This is a genomic window from Thalassolituus alkanivorans (genome assembly GCF_020447205.1).
GTDB lineage: Bacteria > Pseudomonadota > Gammaproteobacteria > Pseudomonadales > Oceanobacteraceae > Venatoribacter > Venatoribacter alkanivorans.
The window spans coordinates 503,175-526,908 of sequence record NZ_JAJAEL010000006.1; the positions used below are offsets into that span (position 1 = coordinate 503,175).

Annotated in this window: 24 protein-coding genes; 10 read left to right on the forward strand and 14 right to left on the reverse strand. The window is 52.2% G+C overall.

What is annotated here, in order from left to right:
• Positions 1 to 183 precede the first annotated feature (183 nt).
• Together LGT44_RS04205 and ppnN are read left to right on the forward strand one after the other, a co-directional pair.
• Entirely contained in the window at positions 184 to 798 is a 615-nt protein-coding gene (locus LGT44_RS04205) for a CBS domain-containing protein (protein WP_230330580.1), read from the forward strand.
• A gap of 27 nt (positions 799 to 825) precedes the next feature.
• Positions 826 to 2,205: a nucleotide 5'-monophosphate nucleosidase PpnN gene (ppnN, locus tag LGT44_RS04210; RefSeq protein ID WP_230330579.1), complete on the forward strand. Its 1,380-nt coding sequence runs from the start codon at positions 826 to 828 to the stop codon at positions 2,203 to 2,205.
• Here ppnN and LGT44_RS04215 read toward each other — a convergent pair.
• The 4 genes from LGT44_RS04215 to LGT44_RS04230 form a co-directional block, all read right to left on the reverse strand.
• On the reverse strand, positions 2,199 to 2,945 hold the full coding sequence (locus LGT44_RS04215; protein ID WP_230330578.1) for a hypothetical protein: 747 nt from the start codon (positions 2,943 to 2,945) through the stop codon (positions 2,199 to 2,201). The genes ppnN and LGT44_RS04215 overlap by 7 nt on opposite strands.
• A 66-nt stretch (positions 2,946 to 3,011) precedes the next feature.
• On the reverse strand, positions 3,012 to 4,607 hold the full coding sequence (locus LGT44_RS04220; protein WP_230333524.1) for an alkaline phosphatase: 1,596 nt from the start codon (positions 4,605 to 4,607) through the stop codon (positions 3,012 to 3,014).
• Between the two features lie 320 nt (positions 4,608 to 4,927).
• The gene (locus tag LGT44_RS04225; protein WP_145466391.1) at positions 4,928 to 6,436 is read right to left on the reverse strand and encodes a fumarate hydratase; all 1,509 of its coding nucleotides are present in this window, start codon (positions 6,434 to 6,436) and stop codon (positions 4,928 to 4,930) included.
• A gap of 90 nt (positions 6,437 to 6,526) precedes the next feature.
• Positions 6,527 to 7,228 (reverse strand): DUF2846 domain-containing protein, encoded by a 702-nt coding sequence (locus LGT44_RS04230; protein WP_230331632.1) that lies wholly within the window; start codon positions 7,226 to 7,228, stop codon positions 6,527 to 6,529.
• Between the two features lie 193 nt (positions 7,229 to 7,421).
• Between LGT44_RS04230 and LGT44_RS04235 the strand changes: the two genes are divergently transcribed.
• Positions 7,422 to 7,913 (forward strand): hypothetical protein, encoded by a 492-nt coding sequence (locus LGT44_RS04235; protein ID WP_145466393.1) that lies wholly within the window; start codon positions 7,422 to 7,424, stop codon positions 7,911 to 7,913.
• Between the two features lie 17 nt (positions 7,914 to 7,930).
• Entirely contained in the window at positions 7,931 to 8,341 is a 411-nt protein-coding gene (locus LGT44_RS04240) for a hypothetical protein (protein ID WP_225693073.1), read from the forward strand.
• On the opposite strand, the gene LGT44_RS04245 is transcribed toward LGT44_RS04240, so the two are convergent.
• Both LGT44_RS04245 and LGT44_RS04250 read right to left on the reverse strand, forming a co-directional pair.
• Positions 8,338 to 9,210: a hypothetical protein gene (locus tag LGT44_RS04245; RefSeq protein WP_230331631.1), complete on the reverse strand. Its 873-nt coding sequence runs from the start codon at positions 9,208 to 9,210 to the stop codon at positions 8,338 to 8,340. The genes LGT44_RS04240 and LGT44_RS04245 overlap by 4 nt on opposite strands.
• Complete coding sequence (locus tag LGT44_RS04250; protein WP_145466395.1) at positions 9,210 to 10,028, reverse strand: hypothetical protein; 819 nt, start codon at positions 10,026 to 10,028, stop codon at positions 9,210 to 9,212. The genes LGT44_RS04245 and LGT44_RS04250 overlap by 1 nt, the downstream gene beginning before the upstream one ends.
• A gap of 311 nt (positions 10,029 to 10,339) precedes the next feature.
• Here LGT44_RS04250 and sodB point away from each other — a divergent pair, with 311 nt between their 5' ends.
• Positions 10,340 to 10,921, forward strand: coding sequence for a superoxide dismutase [Fe] (gene sodB, locus LGT44_RS04255; protein ID WP_145466396.1), 582 nt, complete (start codon positions 10,340 to 10,342; stop codon positions 10,919 to 10,921).
• A gap of 78 nt (positions 10,922 to 10,999) precedes the next feature.
• Positions 11,000 to 11,587, forward strand: a complete 588-nt coding sequence (locus LGT44_RS04260) for a Maf family protein (RefSeq protein ID WP_230331630.1) — start codon at positions 11,000 to 11,002, stop codon at positions 11,585 to 11,587.
• A gap of 68 nt (positions 11,588 to 11,655) precedes the next feature.
• Here LGT44_RS04260 and gspD read toward each other — a convergent pair whose 3' ends face one another.
• The 4 genes from gspD to LGT44_RS04280 form a co-directional block, all read right to left on the reverse strand.
• Positions 11,656 to 13,563 carry a type II secretion system secretin GspD gene (gene gspD, locus LGT44_RS04265; RefSeq protein ID WP_145466398.1) on the reverse strand — a complete coding sequence of 636 codons (1,908 nt, stop codon included), beginning with the start codon at positions 13,561 to 13,563 and terminating at the stop codon, positions 11,656 to 11,658.
• A gap of 12 nt (positions 13,564 to 13,575) precedes the next feature.
• Positions 13,576 to 14,445, reverse strand: coding sequence for a type II secretion system protein N (locus LGT44_RS04270; RefSeq protein ID WP_230333526.1), 870 nt, complete (start codon positions 14,443 to 14,445; stop codon positions 13,576 to 13,578).
• 33 nt (positions 14,446 to 14,478) lie between these two features.
• Entirely contained in the window at positions 14,479 to 15,249 is a 771-nt protein-coding gene (gene gspN / locus LGT44_RS04275) for a type II secretion system protein N (RefSeq protein WP_225693070.1), read from the reverse strand.
• A 183-nt stretch (positions 15,250 to 15,432) separates the two neighbouring features.
• Positions 15,433 to 17,508, reverse strand: a complete 2,076-nt coding sequence (locus LGT44_RS04280; RefSeq protein WP_230331629.1) for a neutral/alkaline non-lysosomal ceramidase N-terminal domain-containing protein — start codon at positions 17,506 to 17,508, stop codon at positions 15,433 to 15,435.
• Positions 17,509 to 17,737: 229 nt separating this feature from the next.
• Here LGT44_RS04280 and LGT44_RS04285 point away from each other — a divergent pair, with 229 nt between their 5' ends.
• Positions 17,738 to 19,264, forward strand: coding sequence for a hypothetical protein (locus LGT44_RS04285; protein WP_230331628.1), 1,527 nt, complete (start codon positions 17,738 to 17,740; stop codon positions 19,262 to 19,264).
• A 40-nt stretch (positions 19,265 to 19,304) separates the two neighbouring features.
• On the opposite strand, the gene LGT44_RS04290 is transcribed toward LGT44_RS04285, so the two are convergent.
• Complete coding sequence (locus tag LGT44_RS04290; RefSeq protein ID WP_230331627.1) at positions 19,305 to 19,586, reverse strand: GIY-YIG nuclease family protein; 282 nt, start codon at positions 19,584 to 19,586, stop codon at positions 19,305 to 19,307.
• Between the two features lie 106 nt (positions 19,587 to 19,692).
• On the opposite strand from LGT44_RS04290, the gene trhA reads away from it, so the two are divergent.
• The 3 genes from trhA (at position 19,693) to LGT44_RS04305 (ending at position 21,101) form a co-directional block, all read left to right on the forward strand.
• A complete protein-coding gene (gene trhA, locus LGT44_RS04295; protein ID WP_145466404.1) occupies positions 19,693 to 20,346 on the forward strand; it encodes a PAQR family membrane homeostasis protein TrhA in 654 nt (217 codons plus the stop codon).
• A 65-nt stretch (positions 20,347 to 20,411) separates the two neighbouring features.
• On the forward strand, positions 20,412 to 20,846 hold the full coding sequence (gene arfB, locus LGT44_RS04300; protein ID WP_225693066.1) for an alternative ribosome rescue aminoacyl-tRNA hydrolase ArfB: 435 nt from the start codon (positions 20,412 to 20,414) through the stop codon (positions 20,844 to 20,846).
• Positions 20,847 to 20,855: 9 nt separating this feature from the next.
• On the forward strand, positions 20,856 to 21,101 hold the full coding sequence (locus LGT44_RS04305; protein ID WP_230331626.1) for a hypothetical protein: 246 nt from the start codon (positions 20,856 to 20,858) through the stop codon (positions 21,099 to 21,101).
• A gap of 12 nt (positions 21,102 to 21,113) precedes the next feature.
• Here LGT44_RS04305 and djlA read toward each other — a convergent pair whose 3' ends face one another.
• The 3 genes from djlA to LGT44_RS04320 are packed head-to-tail and all read right to left on the reverse strand — an operon-like array spanning position 21,114 to position 23,679.
• Positions 21,114 to 21,938 (reverse strand): co-chaperone DjlA, encoded by an 825-nt coding sequence (gene djlA / locus LGT44_RS04310; protein ID WP_230331625.1) that lies wholly within the window; start codon positions 21,936 to 21,938, stop codon positions 21,114 to 21,116.
• Positions 21,935 to 22,627, reverse strand: a complete 693-nt coding sequence (gene murU, locus LGT44_RS04315) for an N-acetylmuramate alpha-1-phosphate uridylyltransferase MurU (protein WP_225693063.1) — start codon at positions 22,625 to 22,627, stop codon at positions 21,935 to 21,937. Before murU ends, djlA begins: the two co-directional genes overlap by 4 nt.
• Positions 22,624 to 23,679 (reverse strand): aminoglycoside phosphotransferase family protein, encoded by a 1,056-nt coding sequence (locus LGT44_RS04320; protein ID WP_230331624.1) that lies wholly within the window; start codon positions 23,677 to 23,679, stop codon positions 22,624 to 22,626. Before LGT44_RS04320 ends, murU begins: the two co-directional genes overlap by 4 nt.
• Positions 23,680 to 23,734: the final 55 nt, after the last annotated feature.

Genomic DNA, 23,734 nt, shown 5'->3' on the forward strand with positions numbered 1-23,734 from the left:
AAGGCTGTGCCAGATAAAAACAGATGCGATTCGCCCCAGATCAGGAACAGGCCATCACAACAGAAGCACTCCCGGCACCACGAAAGTGCATATCCATCCTGAAGCGCACCAGCTTCAGGCTGACAGAACAACAAGCGCACTGCTATATTGCAGAGAAGGAACTTCAGGCAATGGTCAAAAGCAATGTCATTAATCGTGTTCGACATGGGCATCCGGGTTGAAACCCCTTTGCGGCCAGATAAAAACCGGATAAAAGCCACCGCAGCATCGTCTGCAGTGCAAAAGGTCAGGCCCGGGGATTCTCAGTCTCCAGCGGAGCGGCAGGCTCAGCAGGTACTGGAGCATTATGCGCATCCGCAAAAAACACCGGATTCAATCGCCTTTGCAGCCGATATCATGCATACACCGGTTCTCACCCTGACACCGGACGATACCGTTCAGGATGGCTGGAATAAGCTGGCAGAGAGTGGCTATCACCACCTGCCTGTCGTTGACCAAGAAAATAAAGTTCTGGCGATCATCTCTGATCGCGATCTGATGCATGCTTTAATGCAAAAAAACATCCGGCCGGGGAACAGTGAAGATATATGGGAAAATAATATCCTGAATTACGCTATTCACCCGGTAATTTGCGTGATGAAAAATGCCGACATCCGCCAGACCAGTAACATTCTTTTTGAATACAACATTGGTGCCCTGCCGATTATTGATGATCATCACACGCTGTGCGGAATCATCACCCGTACCGATATTCTGAAATTACTCCGTCACTATGGCCCGATGGAACTCTGGGCGTAATCATTACTGCGGAGTAAAGGAGAAAACATGACAAAACACTATGAATTAATTCATCCAAAAACTCATCTGCGTGTTCTTTCGCGCTATGAAATACAACAACTGAAAGAAGTCGGCAGCGACATTCACGAGCTGGTACGCCGCTGTTGTTACGCCGTTCTCAGTGCAGGCAGTCAGTCAGATAATTATCTGGAACTTAAAGAAGAATTCAGCCACTTTAATCTACAAGTACAACAAGAAGATCGCGGTATTGTTCTCAGCCTGAAAAATCCGCCACAGAGTGCCTTTGTTGATGGCGAAATTATCCGCGGTGTGCGCGAACAGCTTTTTTCTGTATTGCGCGATGTGCTTTACGCTCAGGAATCCATACTGGAAGCCCATCGCTTTGATCTTACTAACGGCGAAGATATTACCAATGCTGTTTTCCACCTGCTGCGTAACGCTAATGTACTGAAGCCTGATCGTAAGCCTAATCTGGCCATCTGCTGGGGTGGCCATTCCATTCCCCGTAACGAATACCAATACACCAAAGATGTGGGTTACCAGTTAGGATTGCGCGGTCTTGATGTTGGGACAGGTTGCGGCCCGGGTGCAATGAAAGGTCCAATGAAAGGCTGTGCCATTGGTCATGCCAAACAACATAACCGTGGTGGCCGCTATATTGGCATTACCGAACCGGGCATTATTGCCACCGAAGCACCCAATCCAATAGTTAATGAACTGATCATTCTCCCGGATATTGAAAAACGCCTTGAGGCTTTTGTTCGTCTTGCTCATGGCATCGTTATATTTCCCGGCGGCCCCGGCACAGCCGAAGAGCTGTTGTACCTGCTGGGCGTATTATCGCACCCCGACAACCAACAAATTCCGTTTCCGATTATTATTACCGGCCCAGGCGAAACAGAAAATTATCTGCGGGCTATTGATCGTTTTATTGGTACAGCGTTGGGAGCAACAGCCCAACAGCGCTATAAGATTATTATTCAGGATGCCGAAGCCGTTGCAAGGACGCTGAAAAATGGCATTGACGAAGTGGAGCAATACCGAAAAACGAATAATGATGCTTATTTCTTTAACTGGGCATTAACCATTAACGATGATTTTCAACTGCCTTTCGATCCGACTCATGACGCCATGAGTGCCTTGTGTCTGAGCAAATCACTGCCAGCACATAAGCTGGCCGCTCATCTGCGCCGGGCCTTTTCCGGCATTGTTGCTGGTAACGTCAAGGAAGTTGGCATTGAACGCGTAAAAAAACACGGCCCCTACCAACTTAAAGGCGATAAAGAAATAATCAGCAGTATGGGAGAGCTTCTTTCAGCCATGATCCAGGATGGCAGAATGAAAATAAGCGGTGACTACACTCCCTGCTACGTTATCGACAGCCACAACAAAGGTGATCATCAATGATGATGATCACCATCTAACGGATGCCCCATATCGTCATAAAATCCGGAAGCTCCGTGAGAAATAAATCCGAGCTTTATAATTTTCTGAAAAAACGGATCTGTTTCGTTATCACCAATATCGGCATAATCTGTACTTTGATAGCTTTCACGCAACCGGAAAACTGCCGCAATCTTTTCTGCAGACATTATCTGCTTTGTAAGTGTCCATGATTCATTTGAAGATGGGTTTTTAACTGAAAAATATTTCACCAGTTTCGTATATGGCAACCACTCAATAATTATTTCTGATGTGCCAATGCGACCAGAATAAACATGGACAGTTGCACAACCATTATTTTTTTCTTCGATTTTTTTCAGTTTATCTATTACTTTCGCAGAAACCAATTGGTATTTGATCTGCCAATCCAGCATATCTGCACTCGCCTGAATATCATCCGGGGCATATTCTATTGCCCGGAGGTCCTGATCAAAATAACGGACTGGACGAATCTGACCAGATGCTGTTTTATTCCATATCTCTGTTATTTTGTCCTGAGGGTGAACATGCGCAACCTGTCCGCCATTGCGCCATAGTTCAAACTGAACCTCCTGAACATTTTTTTGATCTGCAGAAATTATTTTACGAGTGTAATGCGCACCTAATGTGTCGGCATCAACTGAGCAAACTTCTTGTGCCAATAAAGGGAAAGAGATGACACTCATCAAAAGCAGATTAAACCAGGCAATCACAATTTTTTTCATAAATTTCCTTGGAGCCCGTTATTAAACAGGCAAACACAGGCTACCCTGTGTTTGCTCCGATAATGATTATTGCGCGTTATCAGTATCAGACAACCCACCAGCGTGATTCATAATATGAAATATCATGCTCTGCTCGTGGGTGCCAGAAACCAGATGCGCACCCGGGCCGGTAGCATAAATACCAACATCTTCGCCGGAATGCGTTTCTGAACTGAGCGGCACCAGCGCCTCCTGGTGATAACCGCTAGTGGTTGTATCAACAGAGGTCAGATCTTTACGCCCGGCATCAGCAGGATCGTCATAACTGGCATCGGAGTCTGTTTCATTGCCCAGATCCCGGAAGCCCAGCCCATTCATATAACCCACGGTGGTGTACGGCTGGCCATCATTAGCCAGGGCCGGTGTTCCGGAATTGACACCCACAACCTTGCCCAGAATCGGATTACCACGTTTCGGATAACCGGCAATGGTGAATACGTGGCCGTGATCTGCTGTAACCAGAATCAGGGTTTCTTCCGGGTTGGTATTTTCTGTTGCTGTTTTAACGGCTCTGGCCAACTCAATGGTTTCATTTAACGCACCATAGGCATTACCCGCATGATGGGCATGATCAATGCGTCCGGATTCAACCATCAGAAAAAAACCTTTGTCATTATTATTAAGAATATTAATGGCTTTTTGGGTCATTTCGCTCAGGGATGGTTCGCCAGCGGTATCATTGCTGCGATCCGCTTCATAGCGCATATGGGATTCATTAAAAAGACCAAGAACCCGTTCTGTAGTTTCGGTATTTATGCCGTCAAACTCACTTTGGTTATAAACATAAACGCCATTGTTGTATTGCGTTTTCCATTCATTAATCAGATGGCGGCCATCTGTGCGGTCACCTTCTGTACTGCTGACCTGATCACCGGAATTATAGGCTGAATCTTTTGGCAAAAAGTGGCGACGGCCGCCGCCGAAGGTAACTTCAATGCCATTAACATCAATACCGCTGTAGCGCTGCTCCAGATTTTTTTCAAAATTAATCAATTGTGAGGCAATGTCTTCACAATCGTTCTGGGCTGCAGCAGGCATATCTGAATTGTCTTCCCAGTTCCGGTCAGCCGCATGCGCATAGGTTGCCGCAGGTGTGGCATGGGTAATTCGTGCGGTTGAAACGACGCCGGTTGATAAACCTTTTATTTCTGCCAGCTCAAGCGCTGTTACTACTTCATTACCGGCTACGGTACTGCAATCACTACGAACAACATCTTCATCAACACCAATAACTCCGGCATCAGTCTTGATGCCTGACATCATGGCGGTCATCGTTCCGGCGGAATCCGGTGTCTGCGCATCGACGTTGTAGGTTTTTACCAGAGCAGTATAGGGAAATGACTCGAAGCTTAAGTATCCTTCTTCTCCTGATTTTCCTGCCTTCTGCCCCTCAAGGATACGGGCGGCAGTCAATGTTGACACACCCATACCATCGCCAACAAAAAGAATTACATTTTTGGCATTCGGACTTTTCTGTGCAGCTTCTAACCGCTGGTTCAGGCGAGCCTGCGCATCTTTATACCAGGCATTTTCAAGCTGACTGTTGTTTAACGGTGCGGCTTCCGCAGTCGCCGAAAGGCTCAGCAGAAGAGCCACCGGCAGTTTAAGACGTTCCAGTTTCATAGTGTGCTCCCGATTATTAATGACAGCCGGCTTATATTTAAGAAACCACCAGAATCCGGAAAGAAATGGAATTCAGCGACATCTTAAGTCCAGACAAAGACAGCATTTCACTGCTCTTATTATTTGCCCGGTTCAATACTCCGGTTTTAAAAGCGCAATCAAAGTAACTATGAGAAATGACAATAGGATGACACTCAAAAAAAACGCTGTACAAAGCCGATAACGACTTTGGATTACGGCATACTCTGGTTTTCAGGCAATAAAAAAGGAGCCGAAGCTCCTTTTTTATTCATCGCGGTTTAACGCTTACCCGTCTTTGGTCAGACTTCGGTTGCGTTAATCTTGGCGTACCAGGTTTGCGGGCCGGTCTTATGTACCGACTCACCTTTGGTATCCACGGCCACGGTTACCGGCATATCTTCGACTTCAAATTCGTAGATAGCTTCCATGCCCAGATCATCAAAGCCAACAACCTTAGCGCCTTTGATTGCCTGAGATACCAGATAAGCAGCACCACCAACGGCCATCAGATACACGGCTTCGTTATCTTTAATGGCTTCGATGGCGATATCGCCACGCTCAGATTTACCGATCATGCCCAGCAGACCGGTTTTTTCCAGCACGGTACGGGTAAACTTATCCATACGGGTCGCAGTCGTCGGGCCAGCCGGACCAACCACTTCTTCGCGTACCGGATCAACCGGGCCTACGTAATAGATAAAGCGGCCTTTCAGATCGACCGGCAGCTCTTCACCTTTAGCGATCATATCGACCATACGCTTATGCGCCGCATCACGGCCGGTCAGCATCTTGCCGGACAGCAATACGGTTTCACCGGTTTTCCAGTCTTTTACGTCTTCCGGAGTGATGGTGTCCAGATTCACACGGCGTACAGAATCACCCACTTCCCAGGTGATCTGTGGCCAGTCTTCCACTTTCGGCGCTTTGAGAACTGCCGGGCCGGAACCATCCAGCACAAAGTGAGTGTGACGGGTTGCCGCACAGTTAGGAATAATCGCCACCGGCTTGTTCGCCGCGTGAGTCGGGTAATCGGCCACTTTGATGTCCAGTACGGTGGTCAGACCACCCAGACCCTGCGCACCAATGCCCAGTTTGTTCACTTTTTCGAACAGTTCCAGACGCAGTTCTTCAGCGCGGTTCTGCGCGCCACGGGCCTGCAGTTCCTGAATGTTGATTGGCTCCAGCAGCGCTTCTTTAGCCAGCATCATGGCTTTTTCTGCGGTACCACCGATACCAATACCCAGCATACCCGGCGGACACCAGCCAGCACCCATTTTAGGCACCTGTTCCAGTACCCAATCAACGATGGAGTCAGACGGGTTCAGCATGGCGAACTTGGATTTGGCTTCGGAGCCACCGCCCTTCGCAGCCACATGCACGTCCACGGTGTTACCCGGAACCAGTTTCATATGGATGATGGCCGGTGTGTTGTCTTTGGTGTTGGCACGTTTGCCATCCGGATCAGCCAGAACAGAGGCGCGCAACACGTTGTCAGGATGGGTGTAAGCACGGCGTACGCCTTCGTTACACATATCTTCAACGCTCATGTCGCCTTCGAATTTCACGTCCATACCAATGGTCAGGAATACGGTAACAATACCGGTGTCCTGACAGATCGGACGGTGGCCCATGGCACACATACGGGAGTTGATCAGAATCTGCGCCATGGCGTCTTTCGCAGCCTTGGACTCTTCGCGCTCATAGGCCGCATGCACGGCATCAATGAAGTCTTTCGGGTGATAGTACGAGATGTACTGCAGTGCATCAGCGACGCTCTGGATCAGGTCTTCTTGCTTGATCACAGTCATGACGGGTTCTCTCTCATAGGCTCGCGGGTGTAAAAACGCCCACGTCGGTGGGCGTTACAGTCGGCCTATTGTACCCCAACTACTGCCGGTCTAGAACGGCCACCATTCCTCGGCTTTAGTTCTAGGCTTGGCTTTGGCGCCGGATTCATCGACGGTACCGTCATCATCAGCGGAAGAACCATCGAAAACCTTATCGGCCATTTCTTCTTCTGCCACCGGACGCGGCTTCAGACGATCACGACCATGGTGAATCATTTTGGTTACCGGCAACTCTGACAGGGCAATACTTGGCGCCACCAGTTGTAAAGGGCCATCCCCGAGAGGAATATCTTCCAGATCCGGCTTCAGCGCTGGCGGGTCAATTTCGGAATAGCGCAGGTAATATACTTTGCCTGGCTTAACATCGAGCCTGAGCTGCGCCACGCGTTTGATAACAAACTCACCAACCCCTTCCAAGCCCAACAGGCCACGGCGAATAATAATATCGTACTCACCTGGCTCCATTTCATACCAGGTGTAACCGCCGCCTTTGATATTGAACAGACGCTCACCGTCAACATTGAAACTTGGGGTTTCCAGCTCATCCATCGACCATTGGGTCGCCGGGCGGTAAACATAGATCAGGGCCGTATTTTCGTAATCCCAACGGTAACCAACGGCTTTGAAATTCTGGCCATCCGGTTCGGATACATACGAGCCGAAGCTGTCGCCGACGGATTGATGGATGGTGCATCCGCCCAGCAGCAATGAAAGCAGCACAGAAGAAAGACCAAGTGACACGATTCTTATCATTATTATTTTCCTGCCCGTGTTGGGTAAAAGCAGTACCTGACGACATGCGGCGCCCACTCTGCGATGCTGTCTGCCGGAGCCTCGTGCCCGACAAAATTTACACCACAAAACCGGCTGGCCAGTGTACATAAAAAACTCAGCTTGCTATGATGACATAATTACAAAAAATAACAAAAACAAAAGGGGTCAACTCATGGAAAGATCCTGTTACATCACCGCCTGTATTCTGCTGACACTGACTGCTGCCCACACACAGGCTGCACCAGTGAATGAATCCTATTATTCCACGGACCTGGAAGATGCGGTCGCAGATGCCAAACGCAATCCGGTTAACAGCGAGTATGTTGGCCGCTCCTGGTATAACCGCACCACATCAAAAAGCTTCCCTCTGCCTAAATTACTCAACACCGAAATGGATGCTGAAGTGGTTGAAGGTGCGATGGGTCCGACCGCTGCTGGTGAAGCGGCCGCGCTGGAAGCTCAGCAACCTGTGCGCGATATCGCTCAGGGACGCAAAAGCAAGCAGGAAACCCTGGCCGAAGCCAAGAAAAAGCAGGACAAGCCTGACGATGAGACCGTCGTTGAACGCTCTCAGGAAATCTACGTACGCGAAGCCCGCTCAGAAAACAGCCGTGTCACAGACATCCGCGCAACCGTGACCATCAAGGCCAGTTACAAGCCCTGAGCGTAACGGAGGTGATAATGAAAACAGTGATGACGGGCCTGTCAGGTATTCTTGCTGCCACGCTGAGTTTCTGCGCGGCGGCGGTTAATCCTCATGACGAGTATTACTCAAACGATATATTCACCGCCATAGAAGAAGCCAGGCAGCGCACCCACCATTACGATTACAGTCATGCACAGCGCTATAACCGCTCAACCTCGCAAAGCATTCAGTTTTCACGACTGCTGAATAAGGAGATGGCGCAAACGATTGTCAAAACCCCTGACAGCATTGACGTCGATCCGCATACCCAGAACACTGACAATCTGGACAGCGAAACACTGACTGCCCGCGACAGCGAGAAGATGCCGGCAATAGAAACCGCTCCCCTGTCCCTGCCAACCAACGTCAGCACCGGCGCCGCATCAGTAACCATTACCGTCCGTTAAACGCTGGCTTGCGCGGCCATCAGAGACGCACGGATCTTTCCCCGCAAAGGCACTGCAAGCTGCAGCAAAATACGGTCACGTAACCACAATGCTCTGGCATCATCGGCTAACAGCGGCAGCAGCTCATCCTGACAAGCCAGCACATCCTCCAGCGCATCCAGAGCCGCCAGAGAATAATCCTGTGGCCGGGCAGAGAAGATATCTGCCAACCGCCCCGCCGCAGCGACCAGCGAATGCGTGTTGTCAGCATCGGCATTAACCATTAGCCAACCACTGAATGCCAGTGCCACGTGCACATCTTCCCAGTAACGGAAGGGCTTGTTCAGCTGCTGATGGGCATGATGGCAACGATAAGCAGAGGTAACAGTTACATTACTGAAGTGCACCGGCGTATGGGGAACATCCGGCAGAAAGGGCTGTTCTTTACGCGCCTCCAGAGGTTCAACCCCTGCGGCATCCGCCGTTACCTGCACACACACCAGATCATCATCGCAGACAGCAACCACATACAACAGGTCGAGCCCACGGCGGGCCAGCATGACATGGGATTTTTCGCCATTCAGGCAGGAAGTTCGTTCATCAAAACGGGTCTGCATCTGCCGCAAAGAACGTAACCCGGCTTCAGAGATACAGAATGCCGCCCAGGCGTCGGCCGCAAGTTGTGGATCGAGCTGGCGCATTGCCGCCTGATAACCACAGAAAAATGCCGTTCCCGGCGTAGCCGCACGCTGACCATGCTGCCAGGCGACTTCAACGGATGTCAGGGTACGAAAAGAAGTGGCAAGTTCACGACGCAGCAGCGCCGCATCCTGCTCAAGAGACAGACGTGGTGCCGTGGCACCACGCTGACATAACGCGGACAGCGACATTACTGTGCGCTGCCACCCAGGGCGTTCTGGATACGATCCAGACGGATCTGAATATCTTCAATTTCCAGCTTCATATCGGCCAGGTTACCGCCGGCACCACTCTGACGCATCTTGGTCATTGCCGCTTCCAGAGACTGAATGGACTCAGTGTTCTGCGCCACCCGCAGCTCGGTTTCCGCCGGCATTGCCAGAACCTGAGCTTCGACTTTGGCAATCTTCTTCTTCATATCGGCGAGACTGGCATCCAGTTTTTTCTGCAACGCAGCATCGTTTGCCGCCAGAGCTTTCTGCTGTTTGTCATTACTGGCCTTCAGCTCTTTATCCAGACCGGCCAGCGATCCTTTTAACGCCGTAATGGCTTTTTCATTGCTGGCGATATCAGCCTTATTGCGCTTATTCGCCACATCCCACAGCTTACGGATTTCGGCATCGTGCTCTTTGATAATCACTTTCAGAGCATCCAGCGACAGGTTGGCATTCTCACCAGTAACCGACAGCTTTTCATTCAGCACATTAATATTGGCAGCCTGACTTTTCAGCAGGGTTTCAGCGTTGGCAAACTGTCCCTGCAGAGTCTGCAGCTGCATAAACAGAAAGCCTGCCAGCCCTCCCATTCCCAGAGCGACCACCAATGCCACAACAGCCAGCGTCTGTTTCTGCGCCGGAGCTGCTGCAAGCGCTGCTGCCGATGGGCCTGCTTTTGCTGCTGCAGCACGCTGAGCGGCAATACGGCGGGCCTGCAATTGTTTCTGGCGCAGAGCAATATCTTCCTGCGATGGCTTCATATCCGGCACCAGCGGTTCTTTTTCTTTATCCATTTTTTTGCCCCCACGAAAACGTCGTCATTATTATTGCGCCCAGTATAACGGCATCTGCCGTCAGTATAAATTCTGAACGCTGTTATTCTGTTCTGGCTGTCATACGCCTTGCCAAAGGCTTATAGCATGTAACAGAGACAGTCTGTTCAATACCCCTACAAACCGCATGAATAGCACCCCAAATACAGTGGTGCTATGATTCGGGCTCTAAAGAAGTTCTGCCGGTTTAGCATTGTAATGGCCGATCCTTACAGAGCTTTGATAATCCCGCAAGATATGCAACCCGACTCAGTAATGAATGGAGAGACACCATGGCATTTGAATTACCTGCCCTGCCGTACGCAAAAGACGCACTGGAACCGCACATTTCTGCCGAAACCCTGGATTTCCACCACGGTAAGCACCACAACACCTACGTGGTTAAGCTGAATGGTCTGATCGGTGGCACTGAGTTTGAAGGCAAAACTCTGGAAGAAATCATCAAAACCTCTTCCGGTGGCGTATTCAACAACGCAGCCCAGATCTGGAACCACACTTTCTACTGGAACAGCCTGAGCCCTAACGGCGGTGGCGAGCCTACTGGCGCAGTAGCAGATGCTATCAACGCAGCATTCGGTTCTTTTGCTGATTTCCAGGCCAAGTTCAACGATATGGCTGTTAACAACTTCGGTTCAAGCTGGACCTGGCTGGTGAAAAAAGCTGACGGTACTCTGGATATTGTTAACACTTCCAACGCCGCCACTCCGATCACTGAAGGCCTGACTCCACTGATCACTGTTGACCTGTGGGAACACGCTTACTACATCGATTACCGCAATGTACGTCCTGATTACCTGAAAGGTTTCTGGGCTCTGGTTAACTGGGAATTCGCCAACGCGAACTTCGCTGCTTAATCGGCCTTTGTGGTAAAAAGAAAACCGGGTTTTTACCCGGTTTTTTTATATCCGCATATCTGTGAAAACGGTAAAACTATGAAGCTACTGCTTGCCTCCGGTTCACCCTACCGCCGCGAATTACTGACCCGCTTACGTATTCCTTTTGACTGCGCCAGCCCGGATATTGACGAAACACCATCAACAAACGAATCGCCGCAGGATTACGTCGCCCGTCTGGCGTACGAAAAAGCCCGGGCACTGGCCGCACAATATCCGCAGCACTGGATTATTGGCAGTGATCAGACCTGCGTATTGAATAACCAGATCTGCGGCAAGCCCGGCAACCACGACAACGCCGTTGCACAACTGCAACGCGCCAATGGCCAGCGCGTCAGTTTTTATACCGGTCTGTGCCTGCTGAACAGTGACAGTGGCGAATATTATTCGCTGACCGAGCCTTTCCATGTGCATTTCCGCAATCTCAGCGAGGCAGAGATCGAACGTTATGTCGCACTCGAGCAGCCTTATGACTGCGCCGGCAGTTTTAAAGTGGAAGGGCTGGGCATTAATTTATTTGAAAAACTGGAAGGCCGTGATGGCACCAGCCTGATCGGTCTGCCATTAATCGGCCTGATTGATTTAATGCGCAAAGCCGGAATCAACCCACTGGAACTTGCTCAATAATTTAAAAGAGCGATAAATAAAAAGCCCCGTAAAACGGGGCTTTTTTATCGGTAACACTGCAGGTGTTGTTAATCTTTCTTACGATTACCCGGTAATCCCTGGAACAGTTTTTCCAGCTGGGCATCAACATCTTCCCGGCCCAGTTTATCCGACAGGCTGAATTCCCAGATGCCGTTGTATTTATCTTCCGTCAGCTTACGCGCAACGCCGGTATTGTTCACAATGGTCGGACGCAGGAACACCATCAGGTTGCTCTTCACCTGTGTCACCGACTTCGATTTAAACAACCAGCCCAGCAGGGGAATATCGCCCAGTAGTGGTACTTTACTTTCCACTTCACGGATATCGTCACGGATCAGACCACCCAGTACGATGGTTTCTTCGTTCTCTGACAAAATCATAGTCTTGATAGAGCGCTTGTTAGTAATCAGGTCCGCACTGCCATCAATAGTGGTCTGCGATACCGACTCAGCCGTCGCTTCCACTTCCAGGCGAATAGCTTCGCCATTATGAATATGCGGCTTAACTTTAAGAGAAATACCGACGTCTTTACGATCAATCGTGGTAAAGGGGTTGGTGTTGCTGCTTGAAGCCGTAGAACCGGTACGGAAAGGAACGGTCTGGCCGACAATAATTTCTGCTTCCTGGTTATCCAGCGTCATGATGCTCGGCGTCGACAGCAGGTTGGTCAGGCTGTTGCTGGCCAGCGCCTGCAAAATCACACCAAAATCCACTTCGCCGTTTACTTCATGATAACCACCAATGGTCAGGCCGCTGCCCAGGGCCGAAGCCGGATTGCCGGTAGCAATGCCGGTAGCAATCGTACTCAGTGACGGGCCGGAATTAGAGAAGTTGGTGCCAGCCACCGGCGCATCCAGGTTACCGGTTGCCCACTGCACGCCCAGCGCATCGGTGATATCACCGGTAACTTCGACGATGGCCGATTCAATCAGCACCTGTGCACGGCGTACATCCAGCGCTGCCACCAGCTCTTCAATTTCTTTCATCAGTGATGGCTCAGCGCGAACCACCAGTGCGTTCAGCTCTTCATCGGCATGAATACCGGCTTTTCCTTTAGCTTGCGAGGCATCTTTATCAGCGGCAGAAGATGCGTCCGACAGCAGATTTTTCAGCAGCTCAGACAGTTTTTTCGCATCGGCATACTGCAGGCGGATAACCTTGGCGCTGCCGGAGAAATAGGATGGCTGATCAAGCTCTTCAATCAGTTTGCGGATACGTTCGCGGGCGCTTTTCTCACCTTTAATAATCAGACGATTGCTGCGCTCATCCGCCACCACACGGATAGAGCCGGCGGTATTTTCGTTAGCATTGGCAGCCGTACCCTGTGATACCTTGGCCGGATCGAGGCTCTGCAGCATGGTAACCACGTTACCAACCCAGGCTTCTTTCAGCTGGATCACTTCCAGCTCTTCACTACCGGATTTATCCAGACGGTCAATGATTTGCTCAATACGCTGAATATTGGCCGCATGATCAGAAATAATAAGGGCATTGGCAGATTTCACCCCAGCCAGATGACCATACTTAGCCACCAGCGGACGCAGAATCGGCACCAGATCCAGCGCCGGGGTATTTTTAATCATGATGACTTTGGTCAGCAGTTCCTGACTGTCGACTGCGACGCTTTCATCCAGATCACGTCCCTGCTGTTTAACATCGTTCTGTTGCACAATCAGAATGACATCGCCGGCCGGTACAGCCACATAGCCCTGAACCTGCAATACCGATAAAAACAGCTCGTAAACGCCTTCTTTGTTCATCGCTTCGCTGGAAAGCACGTTTACTTTGCCTTTAACCCGCGGATCAATGACAAAACTTTTGCCGGTAATATCAGCGACCTGACTGATAAAGGCACCGATATCCGCTTCCTTCAGATTAATCTGCCAGCTGTCCTGCGCGGCCTGTGTTACGGCGCTGACCAACAGCATGATGACGAATGCCCACTGCTTTAACACACTCAATATCCTTTAATTAATCTTGTGATTAACAACAAAACGGCTGTTGCCACGCTGCACTTCAATGCGCGCGTTGCCTTCACTGCTTACCTGTTGCAATAACTGCTGATCGCTTTGCGGATCACCCAGCGCCTGGCCATTAACTGACAACACGATATCACCGGGTTGCATCTGCAAGGCTGTCAGCACCGATCCGGGCTGCACACGGTATCCCTGACCTGAGCCTATAGCTTCCAGCCCCATTTCCTGCATGGCGCCTTCCGCATCTCCGGCAACCTCTTCGGTAACCATATTCATAAATTCTGACGGACTGCGAACCTGCTTAAAACGCTCGCGCAAAGAACCACTGCGGTTAACCTCCGGGCGTGGCGCTGCAACCGCTCTGGCCGTGATGCCGGCGGTGGATTCTTCGTCAAATTTCAGGGTTTCCAGCTTGCCGTTAGTGTCGAGAATGACTTTATCGTCATAGACACCGGCCAGACGTGTACGTCCCTGCACCGCATCACCGATGCGGTAAAACTCTCCCTGACCACCTTTCGGCGCAATGATGGCACTGGATGCTTCATTGCTGGTGCTGCGGGTCACACCCAGCAACTGCAGTCGCAGGCGTGTATCCGGAGCATCTACCTCTTTGGCAACAGCCTCAACAGGTTGTGCGGTAACATCCCCGAACAAATGATATTGGCCTGTCCCTGCCACTGTCCCGCCGTTCTGAGCATCACCGCGGGACTGCGATGGCGCCTTCAGCAGCAGCGGTTCCGGCGCCACAATCAGCCAGGTCAGATGCGCAAGCTGCCAGGATAACAGGACGGTCAGGGCTGTCTTCCCCAGCACCAGCGTCCAGCGCTGCCAGCTCATTAACTCAGCCACCTTGTCTGCCAAAACGTTCTTACTCCGTAAACGAAGCGCCCAAGGTTACAGAACCTTATGAGACACTTCAAAAATTACTGTTTCTTCTGTGGCTTCGGCTGGCCACTTCTGCCCTAACACATCCAGAAAGCGCCGGCGGATAGCGATCCCGCCCCAACCGTCCTGCTGCATAAAGCCCTGGATTAATGCCTGGCCTTCCGTTGTTTCAATATTCAGCACGGCTTTTTCCGGTTCCATTCCCAGCGTGCCGATCAGCATTGGCATGGTTGCGCGGATAGGCTTGTTATCTACCGGGAAGCCAACCTCTCCTCCGCTGTACACCAGTCGGCCGGAGACATCGGAGAATTGCCGGGTCTGCAGATTCACACTGGCCAGCAGGCGGTTCAGCTCAAACTCGCCGGCAACCGACACCCGGTTGCGGGTCAGCAGCGGCTGGATTTTATCAGCATTGAGATAACCATCGGCACCGAGAATCTGCAATTGCTGATCCAGGCCAATGCGGGCGGCGCTCTTTAAACGCACACCATCGCCCAGCACGCTTAAATCAAAATCAGCGCGACCAGCCAGCAGCGCCAGAGGGCTAAGCTGCCAGCGGGCATCGAGACTGCCCAGATCCCGCAGTTGCGGAACAGCAAAACGCAGACGTCCATCCCATAACGTGCCGGACACCTGCTCAATTTTTAACGGCAGACGTCCTGCCTGTGGCTCAACATAGCGCCAGACAAAATGCAGCGGTGTATTGATGACAAGAACAAAAATGAAGGTTAAAACGCCCAGCACTACAAACCAGCGGGCCGCCCAAATGGCTTTGAACATGGTATTTGTTGTTATCCCTGGAAATATCAGCGGGTCATTCTACTCAACGGGGGCGCCAAATCTAAAGGAGCAATGTGACATTACTGTAAAAAAGCCGGAGATTCTTGCAGAAACTCCGGCATCAGGCGTCAATTCCGGCGCTGCGACGGGGTTATTCCACCACGCCACAGCCCAATTCAGACGTTATTCAGCTAAGGCAACACCTGCACTGCCACTCCCGTAGGTAAAGCTGGCCGATGTTATCTGCGGCTGATTGTCCCGCGCTTCGATGATAAAACGGTATTCTCCCCCAACCACCGGGTTATACCAGCGGCTTTCGTATTCCGCCATACCGTTGTCGCTGTCATCGAGATAACGCACTTCGATATCGTAGCCGTCATCGTGCACGGGTTCGCCATTGATCACCAGCTGTTGCCACTGATCACCGACTTTATGTTCAACACGCACCAGACGCTGATCAAAGGCTATCTGATCCGGGCCGAGATCCAGCCATTGTACTGCTACGTAGCTTTCTTCATTGGGCTCTTCAGCACTTACCTCATGCGGAAGCTGCAGCCACTCGCGCTTGCCGTTGCTGACAACAGCCTCCGGCAGGAAGTGGTTAACCTTCAGTTCATAACGCCATTCCGGTTTTAATTCCTGCACGCGGCCATTCTGCAGAAAATCCTGCGCCAGCGTACCCAGCTGTGCTGCCAGATAAGGTGTAGTGTACTGACCGTACAGGGTATGCCCGCCTTCGTAATTCTGGCGGGAGTATTCTTCCGGCGTGGTGGTGTAGCCAAAATAACCGTTGGCGTTGCTGGCCACCCAGACGTATTTCACATCCTCACCGGCAGCAGCAAAAGTGTTATTGACGGCGGCCGAAATCCGACGACCGGATTCAGTCGTGGTTTCAAACGGCAGCGGCAGAACCACCATGTCATTAATGCGCAGCAGCTGGAACATCACGGTATTCGGGAAGCTGTCTTTGGGCTCCAGCAGCGGCTGCAGGAAAGAGAACCCCAGATGGCGCTTGTTACCCTGACAACCATCTTTAAAGAACCACCAGCGACGCGCCATCACATTGCCACCATGGAAGAACGGAATCGCGCTCAGCCATGGCGTACGGCGTTCATAAGCACCGGCCGCTACGGTATTGCCTACCGCCGCGTCATGACAGATTTCTACGTCACCAGCCTTGGTATGCTCGCGGATATTCAGCTCGCGCGCGGCACTGGCCAGCTGAATATCGCTGCTCAGCTCTGAGCCCAGTGCTTCAAACAGACTGATGGCTTCACCACCGATGCCCTGACCCAGTTTTTTCGCGGCCTTCCAGTCGACATCGAAATGACCGAAGTAGTTATCACCATGTTCTTCCAGTGCCGGTGCCATATCGCCCTGAGTACCGGTGCTCAGCGCATGCACGACTGGCCAGGAGGTTTTGTAGCGGTCGCGGATTTTCCATTCCAGATCTTTCTGCGCGTAGGCAAACAGGTCTGCGTTATACACTTCAACCGGTACGCTCAGCGCCGTGGCGTGTACTGAAAAACTGGAGAAAGCACCCAGTGGTTTATATTTTCCGTCATCATCGCGCACATCCACCCGCACCATATACAGCGATGGGTTAACAGCTTCAAACTTAGCCTGCGGGTCATCCAGATCCACCCCCTGCACATCGCTGTTCAGCACATAAGAATCAAGGGAGCGGTTACGGTTGTAGCCGTAAATGTCTTTTTTGCCGGTGGCGATTTTAGCCGGACGACGCGACTCATAAGCCTGAATAATGCCGGCACTGATACGACTGGCGGCAAATTCCAGAAAATCCGGTTCGAGCCACTGGCCGCTGGACATATGCTTGTTATAAAAATCGTTATCAAAGAAATTCACCGGCGCCGAGTGGCTGTGGGAAGCCGTAATGGCAATATCACCCGGCTTGAGCCCGGTTTTTTCCGCCACCCGCGCGGCTACTTCATGCTGCAACAACAGCGAAGCAGCCGTCAGGTCGGTCTGCACCAGCGCCACTGACTGCCCTTTACCATCATTGATATACACCACCCGCGCCTTGATCCGGGTACGGAAGCCCTGGCCACGGTTAGCCATCACCGAATAGCCACCCATCGGCATACCCGGCGGCGGCGTAATATCGACCGATACCGCACCTGCCGTCGGCACTTTTTCTGCCGCGATGCTATGAGCTGAAGGTTGCTGAACAAAAATTTCCTGAGTAGCTGCGCAGCCCGTCAGCGAGACGAACACCAACAGCGAGAGAAGAACACGCATGAGAACGACCTTTATTGTTATTGTCTGGCAATTGTGTACTTTTGTACCACACCCGCTTTAAGTGGTCACTATCCAAATCCGCCAGAGTCGATCGGTGGCTTATGCAGGGTACAACCCATGACCTGAGCTGTTTCATCAGAGGAACAGTGAAATCGGTACATTTTTGATTTTTGTATCAGATTGTATCCATTATCATTCCGTTTTTGAGAACAGGACGTCCGGAGCCGTTATGCGTTTAACCCCCTTCATTCCCGCCCTGCTGGCCTTTGCCTCGGCACTCAGCATTGCTGCCCCCCGAGATATCTATGACAGCGACCACAATGGTCTGATTGAAATCGAAGACCTGCAGGATCTGAACGAGATCCGCAATAACACATCGGCCGAACGCCCAACAGAAATTCAGGGCACCCACCTGTACGGTGCCAATGGCGGTTGTCCGGCCAGGGGCTGTAATGGCTACGAGCTGACCCGCAACCTGAATTTCGATACCAACAGCAATGGCCTCTTCGATGAGGGGGATCAGTTCTGGAATGAAGGCAAAGGCTTTGAGCCGATTGGTAACTTCAATCTGAAGTTCGCCACGGAATTTCACGGTCAGGGCCATGCGTTACTCAATCTCACGATTAATCGTCCCGGCGAGTACTTCACCGGACTGTTCGGCTACCTGGAACTCGCCAGTATTCATGACCTGATACTGACCGCCGATGTTAAAGGTGGTGGTAACTCCGGGGCATTGGCAGGCTACGCCTGGCACAGCCTGTTCCAGAAAATTCAGGCCGAGACAAAAGTAACGGCTACCGCCAGTGAAGAACAAAACTGCCAACCGTTCTGCGATGCCCGTGATAACGGCGGCCTGATCGGTTCAGGTGAAGAGCTGATGATCAACCGCATTCTGCTGAAAACCACCGTCAGCGGTGAAGAGAGCAGCGGTGGTCTGGCCGGCTATCTCAGCGACAGCAATGTTGATGAAGCAGGCGTACAGGGCAACATCAGCGGTGATAAAAATATCGGCGGCCTGGTTGGAAGAATGACAGCGACCTCGTCCACAGACCCGACCATCAGCAGTACGGTTAAACGCAGCTTTGTCGCCGTTACCGCCAGTGGCCGGACCCAAATCGGTGCTCTTGCAGGCTCCATTAATAAAACTGAAATCAGTGACTCTCTGGTCAGCGGTACAGTTAATCTCGACGAGCAGATTTATGCCCGTGCCGGTGGCATTGCAGGCTCAATGGAAGACAGCTCGCTGTTACGGATTATCAGCACCGTGCGCTTACCAGAGGACAGCGATACCACCCGCTTTATAGGCGCGCTGACCGGTGAAAGCGGTGGAATGACGCTGACTGATGTAACAAACACCCACGCAGCCCGCGATCTGGCAAAGCGTGCCAAAGGTAAAGGATACGGCTCCCTGATTCCGAACCAGAACTTCGATCTGGCTCATATCCAGTGCGCCAGCGCCGCTGATGCCTGTGACGGCCTGCAGTTCAGCGATTGGGATAGCAGTAAAAACAATAAGAATGAAACACTGTGGGTGTTTGGCACTCAGGAACAAGTACCGGGATTGAAACTATCGCAGGCTTCTTTAATGGATGCCGATGCTGATGGTCAGGCCGATAGCTGGCCAGAGATTGTTATCCCGACCGATCCTGATCCAACCGATCCTGATCCAACAGAGCCAGGCAAAAAATCCGGCTCTTCCGGTGGCGCTCTGATCTGGTTGCTGGCACTGGCTGCAGTTGTTCATCGTCGCCGTTGATTATTGCCAGGCAGTCACAACTCCCTTGCCCAGATAGGCCTCAGGGCAAGGGACGCTCACCGCGTATCAGCTTCTCTTTTTCAACCTTAGGCAGTTTTTTTACCCGTATTTCTGCCCGCAGTGCATCGCCATGGGCGCCCACCGCCGTCTGATAAACTAGCGCCAGAGGGCCGCGGCCACGCAGCGCGCGCGCGGTTTTAGCACCATTGGCGCAATGTTCAGCGAAGCGCCGTTCAACATCGGTACTGATACCACAATACAGCTGACCACTGGCCATACGGACCAGATACAGGCTCCAGCAAGGGGAAGACTCCGCGGGCACGTTAATCCTCAGACAGACAGAGCCTGTACAGTCTGATTTAACAGGCCCGGATAAAAACCCGTATCATACGCAGCTCTCACCCAAACCATAAATAAGTTGTAACGCTATGCATGCTGTTTTCCGTGATCCCATCAGTGGCCTGACCCATCTCGCCGGCGCTGTTTTTGCCATTGTTGCCCTCTGTATTCTCGCCGCTCAGGCCGCTATGTACGGCGGTGTCTGGCATATGGTGTCCTTTATGATTTTTGGTGCCACGCTGCTGCTGATGTTTGCCAGCAGTACGGTGTATCACATGATCCATGCTTCAGAAGAAGTCATTCAGTGGCTGAAGCGTATCGATCATATGGCGATTTTTCTGCTGATTGCCGGTACTTACACACCGATTTGTCTGGTGCCACTGCACGGCAGCAGCGGCTGGTGGTTATTTGGCGTGGTCTGGGGACTGGCACTGACCGGTGTCATTCTTAAACTGGTATGGATCAGCGCACCACGCTGGTTCTCCACCGTCATTTATGTGCTGATGGGCTGGCTGGTGGTGTTTGTTTATCCGCTGCTAGATCAGATTCCCGCTGGCGCACTGGAATGGATTACGTACGGCGGCCTGAGCTACACCATTGGTGCGGTGGTCTACGCCACCAAATGGCCAAACCCCTGGCCGAAATGGTTTGGCTTCCACGAAATCTGGCATTTATTTGTGATTGGCGGTGGCTTCTGTCACTTCTGGGCCATTGCCTTTCATCTGGCCAAAGTTCCTGTTTGAAGACACTGATTTACAGGCGCCGGATTAAAACCAGCCATTAAAGAAAGGCGACGTTAAAACAACGCATGAACGATATTACCGACCCGCTGTTTATCAGCCACAGCGTCAGCATTCCCTGGTCTGACATCGATATGACCGCGATACGCGCTCAGGGCGCCGGCGGTCAGAACGTGAATAAAGTGTCCAGCGCTATTCATCTGCGTTTTAACGTTCAGGCATCCAACCTGCCTGAATTTTATAAAGAAAAACTGCTCGCCCTGCGTGATCAGCGCATCACTCAGGACGGCGTTATTATTATCAAGGCGCAGCAATACCGCACTCAGGAACAGAACCGGCTGGATGCCCTGACCCGCTTACAGCAATTAATTCAGAGTGTGAGTAAAGTTCAGGCCAAACGCATTGCCACCCGTCCGACCCGTTCTGCGAAAAAGAAACGGGTCGACAGTAAAACCAAACGCGGTGCGATTAAAAATATGCGCGGTAAGGTGAAGGATTTCTGAGAATTACGCATGCCCATCAGAAAAACACTGCCGCCAGGCAAAGGTCCCTGGGAGTTCCTGCTCAATATTGTTGGCAAAGTGCTGCTATCGGTTATCGCAATTTATGCAGCATCCTGGATTATTTCCAGCCGCTGGCCGGTGATCGGCTTTGCCCTGCTGCTGGTCAGCCTGATTATTGCCCATCAGGAGCTGCTCCGGTTCGGACGCTGGCTGGATAAAAAAGCCAGCGAGCGCTTCACCCGCCCTGGTCGCTAGCCGGCATAAAGATTAAGCCCGCGCTTTGCGCACCAGATCGTAAGCGGTCTGAATTTCCTGGGTTTTTTCTTTCGCCAGTTTCATCATTTCTTCCGGTAAACCTTTGGCCACCAGCTTGTCGGGATGATGCTGACTCATTAAACGGCGATAGGCTTTTTTCAGTTCATCGTCCGTTGCCTCGGGGGTAACGCCCAGCACGGTGTAGGCATCGCGTAACTGACTTTGTGGCTGCGCACCCGGCCGCGACTGCTGCTGGCGCTGACCGGCACCGCGCATCGCCGCCTGCACCCGGCCATTAATCCATTCAAACTGAAAAGCACCGATATCCAGCGCGCGGCAGATGCGGTCAAACAGACGCCGCTCTTCAATCGACAGGCGACCATCGGCATAAGCCACGCTGAGCTGAATTTCGAGAAACATCTGCGCCAGTCCGGCACGCTGGGCGAACAGCTCACGCAGCCGGTTCAGATCCGGCATTAAATCCACATCCGGGTCTTTGCCTTCGGTAAAAAACTGAATCGCATTATTACGCTGCGGCCCGGTCAGCCCCATCTGATCCATGATATGGCTGGCGGCATCAATTTCCTGCTCACTGACCCGGCCATCGGCCTTGGCCAGCCGTCCCATCACACGGAAAGTCGCGCGGAAGAACACCTGCTGCACCTGTGCCCGTTCGTTGCGGCTGCCAGAAGCCGCTGAAGGCTCGTGGCCGAGCAACACCTTCCCCAGTGTCTGATCAAACAGATGCCCGGCAAAGGCGCCGACCAGCAAACCAAAAGGGCCGCCGCTGAACAGACCAATCACCGCGCCCATGGCTTTACCAAACCAGAAATTCATAAAGCCGTCGTCCGCAGATAATCATCCAGTTCTGCCAGTCGCTGTGGCGTACCGACATCCACCCAGCGCTGGCGCAAATGAGTGCCGCCCACACGGCCGGCGTCCATTGCCCGGCGCAGTAACGGTGCCAGCGGAAAAGCCCCCGCTTCCTGAGCGTCAAACAATTGCGGCCGCAACACACTCAGACCACTGAAGGTCAGGCGATCGTGGTGAATATTCCCGCCACTCAGAACCCTGCCATCACGCAGAGCAAAATCACCGGCGGGATTATGATCCGGGTTATCCACCAGCCATAAATGCGCCAGATCATTCGCCAGTGAAACCTGCAGCGCCTGCTGGTAATCCCAGTCGGTCCAGACATCACCATTAACCAGCAAAAACGGCTCCTGCCCTGTTGCAGTTAATAAGGGTAACGCCTGCAGAATACCGCCGCCGGTTTCCAGCGCACTGGCCTCCGGCGAATACTGAATCTGCGCACCAAAGGCCGAGCCATCACCCAACTGTTGCTCCAGCATATGGCCAAGCCAGGCGTGATTGATCACCAGCTCGGTAATACCGGCAGCCACCAGTTTTTCGATATGGTGAACAATCAGCGCTTTACCCGCCAGTGGCAACAGCGGTTTGGGGCAGTTATCGGTCAGCGGCGCCATCCGGGTGCCGCGACCGGCGGCGAGAATCATGGCTTTCATTCAGCGCTGCTGTCACGACGCTGGTCAGTACCCGCAGCCGGCAGTTTATCCAGCTGCGGGATAAAGACCTCAGCCAGCCACTGATGGAAGGCGGCACATTCTTCATAACGGCCACTGATTTCCAGCAGGTACTGACAGGTGTTAGGAATATCCGCCAGATAACCGCTCTTACCGTCACGCAGATTCAGCCGCGCAAAAATACCGGCGGCCTTTAAATGACGCTGCATTCCCATAAAATCAAAATCGCGCTGGAACTGGTTCCATTCGCCCAGATAAATACCGCGCGGCCGTGCCTGCTGCCAGTAAGAAGCTGCCAGTTCATCAACCAGCGCCGCCGGCCAGCGCACATAACAATCACGCAGCAGAGACACCAGGTCGTAGGTGGCCGGACCAGCCACCGCATCCTGGAAGTCAATTACACCGAGTGAACCGTCAGCGCGCAGCATCAGATTGCGTGAATGATAATCGCGGTGCACAGCCACCACCGGTTGCGCCAGCGCATTGGCTTTTAATAAGGCAAAGGTGTCGGCCAGCAGCTGTTCTTCAGCACTGCTCAGCGTCATTCCCAGCTGTTGCACACAGAGCCAGTCGCGGAACAGCGCCATTTCCTGATCGAGCAGTGCCGCATCGTAAGGTGGCAGATTATCGGCCGGTAAATCCTGAATATGCAGCAACTGGGTAATGGCCTGTTCATACAGCCCCTGTATCGTCGCGCTGCTGACACCGTCAGCATGCAGCGCCGGCCACAGCATCTGGTCGCCGAAGTCTTCCAGCAGCATAAAGCCCTGGTCAAAGTCGTATGCCAGCACCTTAGGTACGGCCACATCGTGTTTGTACCAGGCCTGCGCGATACGCACAAAACGCGGGTTGTCTTCTTTATCGGCCGGCGCATCAACTGCAATCCAGCTGTGGTTCAAACAGCGCAGACGAAAATAGCGCCGGAAGCTTGCGTCTCCGGATACCATGTCCATTTCTGCGGTCACATCAAAATCGGAATGCTGGCGAATCATCGCCACCGCCCATTGAGCGAGATTGTCCCGCCGCTGATCCATGCTGGCCTCTCAGGGTTAGTCGTTCTAGAATTGGGCGCCTTGCGCGGCACCCCGG

Excerpts from the sequence above, each read along its gene's own strand:
- LGT44_RS04205 (WP_230330580.1), top strand. The coding sequence starts at position 184 with ATGTCATTAATCGTGTTCGACATGGGCATCCGGGTTGAAACCCCTTTG.
- ppnN (WP_230330579.1), top strand. The coding sequence starts at position 826 with ATGACAAAACACTATGAATTAATTCATCCAAAAACTCATCTGCGTGTT.
- LGT44_RS04215 (WP_230330578.1), bottom strand. The coding sequence starts at position 2,945 with ATGAAAAAAATTGTGATTGCCTGGTTTAATCTGCTTTTGATGAGTGTC.
- LGT44_RS04220 (WP_230333524.1), bottom strand. The coding sequence starts at position 4,607 with ATGAAACTGGAACGTCTTAAACTGCCGGTGGCTCTTCTGCTGAGCCTT.
- LGT44_RS04225 (WP_145466391.1), bottom strand. The coding sequence starts at position 6,436 with ATGACTGTGATCAAGCAAGAAGACCTGATCCAGAGCGTCGCTGATGCA.
- LGT44_RS04230 (WP_230331632.1), bottom strand. The coding sequence starts at position 7,228 with ATGATAAGAATCGTGTCACTTGGTCTTTCTTCTGTGCTGCTTTCATTG.
- LGT44_RS04235 (WP_145466393.1), top strand. The coding sequence starts at position 7,422 with ATGGAAAGATCCTGTTACATCACCGCCTGTATTCTGCTGACACTGACT.
- LGT44_RS04240 (WP_225693073.1), top strand. The coding sequence starts at position 7,931 with ATGAAAACAGTGATGACGGGCCTGTCAGGTATTCTTGCTGCCACGCTG.
- LGT44_RS04245 (WP_230331631.1), bottom strand. The coding sequence starts at position 9,210 with ATGTCGCTGTCCGCGTTATGTCAGCGTGGTGCCACGGCACCACGTCTG.
- LGT44_RS04250 (WP_145466395.1), bottom strand. The coding sequence starts at position 10,028 with ATGGATAAAGAAAAAGAACCGCTGGTGCCGGATATGAAGCCATCGCAG.
- sodB (WP_145466396.1), top strand. The coding sequence starts at position 10,340 with ATGGCATTTGAATTACCTGCCCTGCCGTACGCAAAAGACGCACTGGAA.
- LGT44_RS04260 (WP_230331630.1), top strand. The coding sequence starts at position 11,000 with ATGAAGCTACTGCTTGCCTCCGGTTCACCCTACCGCCGCGAATTACTG.
- gspN (WP_225693070.1), bottom strand. The coding sequence starts at position 15,249 with ATGTTCAAAGCCATTTGGGCGGCCCGCTGGTTTGTAGTGCTGGGCGTT.
- LGT44_RS04280 (WP_230331629.1), bottom strand. The coding sequence starts at position 17,508 with ATGCGTGTTCTTCTCTCGCTGTTGGTGTTCGTCTCGCTGACGGGCTGC.
- LGT44_RS04285 (WP_230331628.1), top strand. The coding sequence starts at position 17,738 with ATGCGTTTAACCCCCTTCATTCCCGCCCTGCTGGCCTTTGCCTCGGCA.
- trhA (WP_145466404.1), top strand. The coding sequence starts at position 19,693 with ATGCATGCTGTTTTCCGTGATCCCATCAGTGGCCTGACCCATCTCGCC.
- arfB (WP_225693066.1), top strand. The coding sequence starts at position 20,412 with ATGAACGATATTACCGACCCGCTGTTTATCAGCCACAGCGTCAGCATT.
- LGT44_RS04305 (WP_230331626.1), top strand. The coding sequence starts at position 20,856 with ATGCCCATCAGAAAAACACTGCCGCCAGGCAAAGGTCCCTGGGAGTTC.
- djlA (WP_230331625.1), bottom strand. The coding sequence starts at position 21,938 with ATGAATTTCTGGTTTGGTAAAGCCATGGGCGCGGTGATTGGTCTGTTC.
- murU (WP_225693063.1), bottom strand. The coding sequence starts at position 22,627 with ATGAAAGCCATGATTCTCGCCGCCGGTCGCGGCACCCGGATGGCGCCG.
- LGT44_RS04320 (WP_230331624.1), bottom strand. The coding sequence starts at position 23,679 with ATGGATCAGCGGCGGGACAATCTCGCTCAATGGGCGGTGGCGATGATT.